This window comes from Streptomyces sp. NH27, from assembly GCF_056859195.1.
On record NZ_JACEGK010000286.1, the window covers coordinates 1 to 10150 of the forward strand.

At 71.7% G+C, this 10150-nt stretch carries 10 protein-coding genes; 5 read left to right on the plus strand and 5 right to left on the minus strand.

Going from position 1 to position 10150, the window contains the following annotated elements; genetic code table 11:
* The coding region (locus AC13HU_RS22375; RefSeq protein ID WP_483043712.1) for an eCIS core domain-containing protein at positions 1 to 769 on the minus strand (769 nt) is incomplete at its 3' end.
* Between the two features lie 389 nt (positions 770 to 1158).
* Here AC13HU_RS22375 and AC13HU_RS22380 point away from each other — a divergent pair.
* The 5 genes from AC13HU_RS22380 to AC13HU_RS22400 all read left to right on the plus strand — a co-directional run bounded on the left by AC13HU_RS22380 (position 1159) and on the right by AC13HU_RS22400 (position 5633).
* Positions 1159 to 2772, plus strand: coding sequence for a phage tail sheath family protein (locus AC13HU_RS22380; protein WP_483043713.1), 1614 nt, complete (start codon positions 1159 to 1161; stop codon positions 2770 to 2772).
* Positions 2773 to 2872: 100 nt separating this feature from the next.
* Positions 2873 to 3316 carry a phage tail protein gene (locus AC13HU_RS22385; RefSeq protein ID WP_202234991.1) on the plus strand — a complete coding sequence of 148 codons (444 nt, stop codon included), beginning with the start codon at positions 2873 to 2875 and terminating at the stop codon, positions 3314 to 3316.
* A complete protein-coding gene (locus AC13HU_RS22390; RefSeq protein ID WP_483043714.1) occupies positions 3316 to 3825 on the plus strand; it encodes a hypothetical protein in 510 nt (169 codons plus the stop codon). Before AC13HU_RS22385 ends, AC13HU_RS22390 begins: the two co-directional genes overlap by 1 nt.
* Entirely contained in the window at positions 3822 to 3980 is a 159-nt protein-coding gene (locus AC13HU_RS22395) for a DUF6760 family protein (protein ID WP_328467055.1), read from the plus strand. The genes AC13HU_RS22390 and AC13HU_RS22395 overlap by 4 nt, the downstream gene beginning before the upstream one ends.
* 66 nt (positions 3981 to 4046) lie before the next feature.
* A complete protein-coding gene (locus AC13HU_RS22400; RefSeq protein ID WP_483043715.1) occupies positions 4047 to 5633 on the plus strand; it encodes a hypothetical protein in 1587 nt (528 codons plus the stop codon).
* A 219-nt stretch (positions 5634 to 5852) separates the two neighbouring features.
* On the opposite strand, the gene AC13HU_RS22405 is transcribed toward AC13HU_RS22400, so the two are convergent.
* The 4 genes from AC13HU_RS22405 to AC13HU_RS22420 all read right to left on the minus strand — a co-directional run bounded on the left by AC13HU_RS22405 (position 5853) and on the right by AC13HU_RS22420 (position 9912).
* Positions 5853 to 6323 carry an ATP-binding protein gene (locus AC13HU_RS22405; protein ID WP_483043718.1) on the minus strand — a complete coding sequence of 157 codons (471 nt, stop codon included), beginning with the start codon at positions 6321 to 6323 and terminating at the stop codon, positions 5853 to 5855.
* A gap of 178 nt (positions 6324 to 6501) precedes the next feature.
* Entirely contained in the window at positions 6502 to 7287 is a 786-nt protein-coding gene (locus AC13HU_RS22410; protein WP_483043716.1) for an enoyl-CoA hydratase/isomerase family protein, read from the minus strand.
* A gap of 118 nt (positions 7288 to 7405) precedes the next feature.
* A complete protein-coding gene (locus AC13HU_RS22415; RefSeq protein ID WP_483043719.1) occupies positions 7406 to 8587 on the minus strand; it encodes a L,D-transpeptidase in 1182 nt (393 codons plus the stop codon).
* Positions 8588 to 8967: 380 nt separating this feature from the next.
* Positions 8968 to 9912 carry a L,D-transpeptidase gene (locus AC13HU_RS22420; RefSeq protein ID WP_483043717.1) on the minus strand — a complete coding sequence of 315 codons (945 nt, stop codon included), beginning with the start codon at positions 9910 to 9912 and terminating at the stop codon, positions 8968 to 8970.
* Positions 9913 to 10150: the final 238 nt, after the last annotated feature.

Here is a 10150-nt window from a genome sequence, read left to right on the forward strand (position 1 = left end):
CCGTGATCCCGCTGCGGGCGGGCCTGGCGGTCGGCACCGCGACCCGCTGGATGTCGGGCGTGCCGGTCAACTCGGCTACGGGCCCCGCGCCTTGGGCAAGCCCGTCCCGCTCCGATGAGGTCTGCTCCGATGAGGTCTGCTCCGGCGCGGTCTGCACCGGGACCGGCCCGGACATCGCCCGTTCGGCGTTGCGCTCCGCGGCCCGCTCGAACGCGTCGCCCGGGTCGCTGACCCGCAGCCCGTCGCCGGTGGGCGTACCGGCGACGGGGCCGGTGCGCTGCTGGATGACGTGGGTGAGTTCGTGGGCGAGCGTGCGCTTGTCGGCGCCGCCGTCGCCCACCACCACGTGGTTGCCCGAGGTGTAGGCGCGGGCGCCGAGGTCCGCGGCCGAGCGCCGGGCGGCGCTGTCGTCGTGGACGCGCACGTCGCCGAAGTCGGCGCCGAGCCGCGCCTCCATCTCGGCGCGCAGCGGGGCGGCCAGCGCGCGGCCCGAGCCGCGCAGCACGCTGTGTACCTCGGAACGCTGGACGCTGTGCACCTCGGAGCGCTGGACGGCCGGGCCGTGCCCGCAGCCCGCGCCGTGCGGGTGCCCGTCGTCCGCCAGCATGCGGGCCACGGCGGAGTTGCCCACGCTGCGTTGCAGGGCCAGGAGTCCGGTGGCGGTCATGCCGCGCGCCTGCGGCGGCCCGGCGACCGCCGGGCGGGGCAGCGCGGGCGGCCGTGAACGCCTGTTCGCGGAAGCCTCGTTGACCTGTTCGTGCGCGTGCATGACCACCCTCTCCTTGGATGACCATCTCTGACTACGGCGAACACCCTGCCCGGGGCAAGGGCCGTGGGGGCAGTCCCGGGGGCAGACCTCCTGCGCACCACGTGCGCCATCCGTCCCCGGGGCCCGGCGGACCGGCCGCGGGGGCAGCCGGTGCGCCGCCGGGCACCGGTGCGGGTCACGCCATGAACGGACATACGGTGACGAGTCGGGCGCGGTGTCGGGCGCCACGATCCCGGGGCGGCGCGTCCCGCACAACCCCGGAGACGGCCCGCTGCCCTTCAGGGCAGCGGAACTGCCCCCGCAAAGGCACCGCAGGACGTTACGGTCGCAGCCCGGGCAGGCGAGGGTGAGAGTCGACCCCTTTTCTCGTACCCCGAGGAGAACAGCGCATGCCGTCGTATCTGTCGCCGGGCGTCTACGTGGAGGAAGTGGCCAGCGGTTCCCGCCCGATCGAGGGGGTGGGCACATCGGTTGCCGCCTTCGTCGGCCTGGCACCCACCGGTCCGCTCAACGAGCCGACCCTGGTGACCAACTGGACGCAGTACGTCGCGTCCTTCGGTGAGTTCACCGACGGCTACTTCCTCGCGCACTCGGTCTACGGCTTCTTCAACAACGGCGGCTCCGCCGCCTACGTCGTCCGGGTGGGCGGCGAGGCCGGCGGAGTGCCCGGCGCCGCGTCGGGCGTGAGCGGCAAGCAGTCCGCGGCCGTCGCCGGCGGCGGTGCCGGCCCGGCCGCACTGACCGCGGGCGAGGACACCCCGCTCGGCGCCTTCAAGGTCGCGGCGCTCGCGCCCGGCGAGGCCGGCGCGCTCAGCGTCGAGGTCGCGGACGCCGAGGGCGAAGGGCCCGCCGAGCGCTTCCGGCTGCTCGTCAAGGACGGCGAGAAGACCGTCGAGACCTTCGACGTGACGGCGAAGCGCGGCAACCGCAACTACGTCGTCACCCAGGTCAAGGAGCGCTCCAAGCTCATCACCGTCAAGGAGGCCACGCCGGCCGGGCAGCTGGTCCGCCCGGAGAACCAGACGGTGACGCTCGCCGCTCCGTCCGCGGCCCCCGCGACCGCGGGTCCGGCGGACTCCGACGCCGGTGAGTCGATCGGCGTCGGCGAGTACCTCGGCGACAGCGCCGACCGCACCGGCTTCGGCGGCCTGGAGGCGGTGGACGAGATCTCGATGGTCGCCGTCCCCGACCTGATGGCGGCCTACCAGCGCGGCGCGATCGACCTGGAGTCCGTCAAGGCGGTCCAGCTCGGCCTCATCGCGCACTGCGAGCTGATGGGCGACCGGCTGGCGATCATCGACCCGCCGCCCGGGCTGAACGCCCGGCAGATCCGGGTGTGGCGCCAGGAGACGTCCAACTACGACTCCAAGTACGCGGCGCTGTACTACCCGTGGATCAAGGTCTTCGACCCGGCCGGCGGCCAGACCCGGCTGGTCCCGCCGAGCGGCCACGTGGCCGGCATCTGGGCCCGCAACGACTCCGAGCGCGGCGTGCACAAGGCGCCCGCCAACGAGGTCGTGCGCGGCGCGGTGGACCTGGAGCTGCAGATCACCCGCGGCGAGCAGGACCTGCTCAACCCGCTGGGCATCAACTGCATCCGCTCCTTCCCCGGCCGCGGCATCAGGGTCTGGGGGGCGCGCACCCTGTCCTCCGACCCGGCCTGGCGCTACCTGAACATCCGCCGGTACTTCAACTACCTCGAGGAGTCGATCCTCAACGGCACCCAGTGGGTCGTCTTCGAGCCCAACGACCAGGCGCTGTGGGCGCGGATCCGGCGCAACATCTCGGCCTTCCTGGTCACCGAGTGGCGCGGCGGCGCACTGTTCGGCGGCCAGCCGGACGACGCCTACTACGTGAAGTGCGACGCCGAGACCAACCCGCCGGAGTCGGTGGACCTCGGCCGGGTGATCTGCGAGATCGGTGTCTCCCCGGTGAAGCCCGCGGAGTTCGTGATCTTCCGGCTCGCCCAGTTCTCCAGCGGCGCGGGCGAGTTGGAGGAGTGACCGCGGCCACGGATGACCACGACCAGCACGGGCAGCGGCAGCGGCAGGACCAGCACGGCATGACGTACGAGCAGCGCGACGACGCGAAGGAACAGCGGCCATGAGTCTCCAGCCAGGTGATGCGCTCACCTCACACAATTTCGGCCTCCAGATCGACGGGGTGATGGTCGAGTACCTCCAGGAGGTCAACGGCCTGGACATGACGCAGGACGTCATCGAGTACCAGCAGGTGTCGGCGAACGGGCAGCCGGTCACGAAGAAGATGCCCGGCGTGAAGAAGGCCGGCGAGGCGACCGTCGTACGCGGCATGACCCAGTCCACCGCCTTCAACGACTGGATCAACGCGTCGGTCCGCGGCGACATGGGCTCGGCCCGCAAGAACGCCAGCATCCTGGTGATGGACTACATGAACAACCCGGTGAAGCGGTACCACCTGCGGCAGGCGTGGTGCAGCAAGGTCTCGGCGAGCACGGTGAAGGCCGGTGAGGCTTCGGCGCTGACCGAGACCGTGACGATCACCTACGAAGAAATGATCATGGAGTAATGCGCCGCGGACCGGCTTCCAGATCAGGCGGCCAACTGCCCGACGGCGCCACGGCGGTCCCGGTGACCACCGGGGCGCCGTCGGCGCCGGCCTCGGCCCTGTCGTCACCCGTCGCCGAACCGGCTCCGGTGCGGCGGCAGTTGCGCACCGAGTTCGCGTTCGAGCTGCCGCGCGGCTACGTCGACGAGTCGGGCACCGTGCACCGCGACGGGGTGATGCGCCTGGCGACCGCCCGGGACGAGCTGATCCCGCTGCGGGACCTGCGGGTGCAGGAGAACCCGGCGTACCTTTCCGTGGTGCTGCTGGGCCGGGTGATAACCCGGCTCGGGACGGTGCCGCACATGCACGACGGCGTGGTGGAGAACATGTTCGCCTCCGACCTCGCCTTCCTCCAGGACTTCTACCGCCAGATCAACGCCGAGGGCCACACCCGGGCCGGCGTGACCTGTCCGCACTGCGAGCAGCCGTTCGAGGTCGAGCTCGGCGGGAGCCGCCTGGGGGAATCGTGACGTACGCGACCGACCGGGTGCACGAGGAGATCGCGTACATCGCCTACCACTTCCACTGGAGCCTGGAGGACATCCTGGACCTCGAACACCGCGACCGCCGCCAGTACGCCGAGCAGATCGCCTCGCTCGTCACGCGTGCCACGGCCGAGCGGTGAGAGGACGGGGTTACGGCCATGGGAATCCTTGACCGGTGGGCCCCACGGGCCCGCGCACGCGGACGTGTGCAGACAGGTGGCGCGCAGCCGGGCGGCACCGCGGCGGCCGAGGCGGTGCCCGGTACGGTGCCGGGCACCGGGTCGGGTTCCGCGCACGGCGCCGGGCCGGCTTCGGCTGCCGGTACGACCGCAAGTGCCGCCGCAGGTACGGCCGCCGCGCGGCCGAGCGGGCCGCCCGGCTGGTCCACGCTGCCGCCGATCCAGCGGGCGAGCGCGCACCCGTCGCGGCACACGGTCGCGGCCGCGGACTTCGGCGGTTCGCTCGCGGCCTGGCAGAACCCCTCCTTCACCGGGCAGTTGGCGCACGTCGTGCTCGACGACGCGCCGACCGGGCTGATCCGGGACGTGCTCGCCCCGGCGCCGGCCGCCGTTCCCGGCACCGGTCAGCCGCCGGTCGCCCTGCCGGTCGCCGTCGTCGGCGGCCACGACACGGGCGACGGCACTGGCGAGGGTCCGGCGGAACCGGCGGCCGGGCCCGTGGTGCAGCGCGCGGTGTTCGCGCCCGCGCCCGCCTTCCCACCCGTACCGGCACCCGGCGGCACACCGGCCGCCGCACAGGCCGCCGTGCCGCTCGCCCCCGTACGCTCCACGTCCGCAGCGGAGTTGCCGGTGCAGCGCGCACCCGCCACGCCGTCGCTCACCTCCCGGCTGTCGAAGTTCGTCTCCCCGCAGCGCACCGCCGAGGCGCGGGTCACGGCCGTGACGGTGGGCCGGGACGGCAACGGAGGCGGCAGCAAAGGCGGCGGCAGCGCCCGCGCGGTGATCCCGCCGGCCGACCCGCCGCCCCCGTACAGCGCGTACGGCACGGGCGAACGCCACGCCACCCCGAGCGCCCCAAGCCGCCCAGGCGCCCCGGACCGCCCCCGCGATCCGGCCCGCGATCCGCGCGGTCGGCGACTGAACGTGGCGGGTGCGCCCGAAGACGTACCGCAGCAGCAGGAAGCGGGCGATCCCGGCGGCCCCGGAGGCGGCGAGGTAGACGCCCTGCCGCGCCAGGGCGCCCCCGCCGGTGTGGAAGGCGTCGTAGCCGAGCAGCGCGCCGGTGGTGAAGAGGTACGACAGCAGGACGGTGAGCCCGCTCGCGCAGTGGTCGCTCCAGCTCGCCCGGCCGCGCCGGAAGGTGAAGCGGGTGTGGAGTTCGGTGGCGAGCAGGGTGGTCACGACGGTGATGACGGCGTTGGCGGCGGCGACCGGCGCGCGGTCGCCGACCAGCAGCAGCGCGCCGCTGCCCAGCAGGGTGACGCCGCCGCCGAAGACCACGAAGCGGACGAAGGCCGGTACGGCGCGTATCGCCGCCGGGCCGGGGCCCGCCCCGGTTGCTGTCATGGTCCCTGCCACAGGCTCTCCTCGTATTGCCGACCGACCACCCGACTCTCTCGCGACGGAGCGGCCCGGCCCATCCGGCGAATCCCCCAACTCCTATGGGGGCTTACCCCACCATGGACTCGGGGGCGGACCCTTACAGGGTCTCACCGGTCACATAAGCATTCTCTATATGAAAAGGTCATGAGAGAGTTTAACCATCATTTACAAGGTGGGTGGCACATGTCACCCTTTCATCCAGAAGTAATATGCCTGGTTTGTGGCGAGTGACACGCTTCCCAAACTTGCTCTCGCACCCTGTCCCGTGCCACAGTCGATAGCAACGGCCGTCACGGACCCGAGCTCGGCCGTTCCCAGGACGCCGCGGAACACCCCCCCTGCTTCGCGGCGATGTTGAAGAGGCCCCCCGCTGTCATCCCCCCCGACGCGCGGAGGGCCTCTTCCAATTCCCGTGGAGCAGCCGCGCCGCCGGCCACCCCGCCGCGCCGCTCAGATCCGGTCCATCACCCGCAGCTCGAACCACGTGGTCTTGCCGCGCGGCTGGAGGTCGACCCCCCAGCGGTCCGAGAGCTTGTCGACCAGGAACAGCCCGCGGCCGCTGGTGTCCATCTCGCGCACCGGGATCAGGCAGGGCAGCGCGCGCGACGGGTCGCGCACCTCCACCCGCACCCAGCCGCGCCGCCGGTGCATCCGCAGCCCGAACATCCGCGCGCCGGTGTGCCGCACCGCGTTGCCGACCAGTTCCGAGACGAGCAGTTCGACGGTGTCGGCGAGGTGCGGCAGGCCCCACATCCGCACCACCGACAGCGACCACCGGCGGGCGGTGGAGGCCGACTCGGGCCGCGAGGCGAGGTGGACCTCCTTGACCGAGGGGTCGCCGATCAGCTCCAGTGCCTTGGCCGCGGCGGCGCCGGCTGTGTCGTCGGGGTCGTCCGCCTCACCGGGGTCGTCGGCGGCCATGAGCGGCACCGCACCCGCCACTTGTGCCGCCTGTCGCGGCTGTTCCGCACCACCCCGTCCCGCCATGTCTTCATGATGGCCGTAACGGGACGGCTTCGCCCGGTAACCCCGCTAATTCACGTAAACCGGCGTCACACGCGTCACACGGGTCGGCGGACTCAGGCGAACTCAGGCGGACTCAGGCGAACTCCGCCTTGCCCGGGCCGTTCTCGACGAAGCTGCGCATGCCCGTCTCGCGGTCGGCGGTCGCGAACAGCCCGGCGAACAGGGTGCGTTCGAGGTTGAGTCCGCTGGTCAGGTCGGTGTCGAGGCCGCCGTCCACGGCCTCCTTCGCGGCCCGCAGCGCGTACGCCGGACCGCGAGCCAGCCGCCGCGCCCACTCCAGCGCCTGGGCGTACACCTCCTCGGCCGGGACCACCCGGTCGACCAGGCCGATCGCCTGCGCCTCGGCCGCGGCGACGGTCCGGCCGGTGAAGATCAGGTCCTTGGCGCGGGACGGGCCGACCAGCCGGGCCAGCCGCTGGGTGCCGCCGGCGCCCGGGATCAGCCCGAGCAGGATCTCCGGCTGGCCCAACTTGGCGTCGTCCGCGGCGATCCGGATGTCCGCGCACAGCGCCAGCTCGCAACCGCCGCCCAGCGCATAGCCGTTGACGGCCGCCACCACCGGCTTCGGGATGCGGGCCACCGAGGTGAAGGCATCCTGCAACCCGCGCGAGCGGTCCACCATGTCCTCGTACGACATCGCCTGCATCTCCTTGATGTCCGCGCCCGCCGCGAACACCTTCGGACCGCCCCACACCACCACCGCCCGTACGTCCGCCCGCGCGGTGGCCTGCTCGGCCAGTTCCTTGAGCAGGTCCTGCATCGCGGCATCCAGCGCGTTCATCGGCGGCCGGTCCAGCCTGATGGTGCCGACGCCGTCTTCGACCTCGAGGGTCACCGGGGTCACCGGGGTTTCAGTCATGTCCGGAGCGTACGACGACGGCCCGCCCAGGCGAAGGGCGGGCCGTACGGTCGGACGCGTCGGCCGGTGGCCGGGGACCGGGCGCCTCGGTGAGGGCGCCGCGGTCAGAACGCTGCGGTCAGGACGCCTGCGTCCACTCGCTCCACGGCATGTTCCAGCCGTTGAGGCCGTTGTACCACGGCACCGTCTTGTCATGGGAGTTGGTCACCTGGACCACGTCCCCGATGATCGAGTTGTTGTAGAACCAGGCGGCCGGGGTGCTGGAGTCGCCCGCGCCGCGCACGTCGTGCAGGCCGACGCAGCCGTGGCTGGTGTTGCTGTGGCCGAAGACGGAGGTCGCGGCCCAGTAGTTGCCGTGGATGAAGGTGCCGGAGTTGGTCAACCGCATCGCGTGCGGCACGTCCGGGATGTCGTACTCCCCGCCGAAGCCGACCGTGTCACCGTTCATCCGGGTCTTGACGTACTTCTCCGAGATCACCATCTTGCCGTTGTACGTGGTGTGTTCCGGAGAGCCGGAGGAGATCGGGATGGTCCTGATCGCCTTGTTGTCGCGGTAGACGGTCATGGTGTGCTTCGCCGCGTTCACCACGCTCACCTGGCGGCGGGCCACCGTGAAGTGCACCGACTTGCTCTGCGTGCCGTACACCCCGGGGGCGCCCTCCACCCCGTTGAGGTTGAGCTTCAAGGTGACCTTGGTACCGGCCGCCCAGTAGTCCTGCGGGCGGAAGAAGAGCTGGGTGTTGCCGTTCCAGTGGCCGGCGATCGGCACGGACGGCGACGCGGTGACGCTCAGCCCCGCCTCGACGGCCTTCTTGTCGGTGATCGGCCGGTTGAAGTTGAGGTACACCTCCATACCGACGCCCACGGTGGAGTTGTCCTCCGGGGTGAAGAACCCGACGAAGGTGTCCTTGGGCACCACCGTGGTGAAGGTAGCGTGCTTGTCGGACTCGCGGCCCGTGGAGTCCTTCGCGGACGCGTCCACCGTGTACTGGGTGGAGGTGTTCAGATGGCCGCTCGGCGCCCAGCCGAGGCCGTCGGACGTGATGCTGCCGTCCACCGGATTGCCCTTGTCGTCCTTCACGGTCACCGCGGACAGCTTGCCGCCCGTCGCCGACACCTTGAGCACGCCGGTGGTCGCGACGTTGCTCGTCCCGTCCTTGGGCGTGATGTCGACGACCGCCTTCGAGACGGTCGTGTCCGGTGCGCTGGTCTTGGCGCCACCGCCCTTGCCGTCGTCGCTGCTGCCGGAACTCGCCTTGCTGCCGCCGCCGTCAGGACCGCATGCGGTCACCACCAGCATCAGCGCTCCGAGCACCAGAGCCGTAGCCGCGTGCCTTCTGGCACCACGGGCCCCACCTATCGGCTTCAAAGTCCTTGCTCCCCTACCGCGTGACACACCCGAACTCCCCCTGCCAGCGTAAGAAAACCATATGAAATCGCGTGCCCGTGCCACGGGATTGTCACCGTTCCGTCCCAACTGCCATCCGGGTGTCTACCCGAAGACACGGCCGGTCAACGCCCGATTCACCTCCGGAACGGTGGGTGCGCACATGTACGGATACGTACCGCGACAGCGCACTCACCCGCGCGACCCACCGTACACAGCCGTACACAGCCGTCCGGAGCCACCCGCCGCCGCCCGAAGCACGCGCGCGGCCACGCCTGCGCCCGTCCCGCGGCTCAGAGCGCGGACCCGGCGGTCCACTCCGCCCAGCCCAGATTCCACCCGCTCATCCCGTTGTCCGGGGCGACCGTACGGTCCGGGGAGTTCACCACCTCGACGGTGTCGCCGACGATGGACTGCCCGTAGAACCACCCGGCGGGCGTGTCCGCGCCACCGCCCTTGCGGTCCCGCAGGCCGACGCAGCCGTGGCTGACGTTCTGCGTGCCGAAGACGTACGGCGGCGACCAGTAGTTGCCGTGCACGAAGGTGCCGGAGCTGGTCAACCGCATCGCGTGCGGCACGTCCGGGATGTCGTACTCCCCGCCGAAGCCGACGGTGCTGCCGTTCATCCGGGTCACCTCGTACTTCTCGGAGATCATCATGATCCCGTTGTACGTGGTGTGCCGGTCGCTGCCCGCGGAGATCGGCAGTTCGCGCAGCAGGTGACCGTCGCGGACCACGGTCATGGTGTGGGTGAGCACGTCCGCGGTGCTGTGCTGGTCGCGGCCGATGGCGAAGGCCACGTCCTTGGACTGGACGCCGCGCACACCCGGGGCGCCCTGCACCCCGCGCAGCCGCAGGTGGAGGCTGACCTGGGTGCCCGGCTGCCAGAACCGGGCCGGGCGCAGGTCGAGCCGCTGGTCGCCGAACCAGTGGCCGATCACCTCGACCGGCGGCACGCTGGTGACGCTGACGCCGCGCTCGACGGCGGCCCGGTCGGTGATCGGCCGGGAGAAGTCCAGCGAGATGATCATTCCGGTGCCGACGGTGGTCCCGGTCTCCGGGGAGTAGACGCCGACGAACGTCGGCGGTTTCGTCGCCGGGTGCGCGCTCGCCGACGGGTGCGGCTTGTCGTCGGAGCCGCCGCCCGAGCCGCACCCGGCGATCAGCACCGCCAGCGCCGCCACCGCCACCGCGATCACCGCGCCCGGACCCTTCGTTGCACGCTGTGCGCGCGTCACCACACCTGTCACACAAGGTCAACGACGTCATGCCGCGTTGGTGACTGCGGGACGGCTTCGGGGTGACGGGCCACCCGCGCGGGAACAATGCCTGCAAGACACGGTCGGCCGCCGGGCACGGGACGCCTGGCGGCGAGAGCCGTGCCGGAGCCGCTGGAGGGCAGACACGTGTCCGAGACGCGCGAGTTCGGCGCCGCCGGGCGGGCGGAGCCCTTCCCCCACCCGGCCCCGGGAGTCC

Coding starts and splice junctions, on each gene's coding strand:
- AC13HU_RS22405 (WP_483043718.1), bottom strand. CDS start 6,323: ATGGCCGCCGACGACCCCGGTGAGGCGGACGACCCCGACGACACAGCC.
- AC13HU_RS22390 (WP_483043714.1), top strand. CDS start 3,316: ATGCGCCGCGGACCGGCTTCCAGATCAGGCGGCCAACTGCCCGACGGC.
- AC13HU_RS22410 (WP_483043716.1), bottom strand. CDS start 7,287: ATGACTGAAACCCCGGTGACCCCGGTGACCCTCGAGGTCGAAGACGGC.
- AC13HU_RS22415 (WP_483043719.1), bottom strand. CDS start 8,587: ATGCTGGTGGTGACCGCATGCGGTCCTGACGGCGGCGGCAGCAAGGCG.
- AC13HU_RS22380 (WP_483043713.1), top strand. CDS start 1,159: ATGCCGTCGTATCTGTCGCCGGGCGTCTACGTGGAGGAAGTGGCCAGC.
- AC13HU_RS22385 (WP_202234991.1), top strand. CDS start 2,873: ATGAGTCTCCAGCCAGGTGATGCGCTCACCTCACACAATTTCGGCCTC.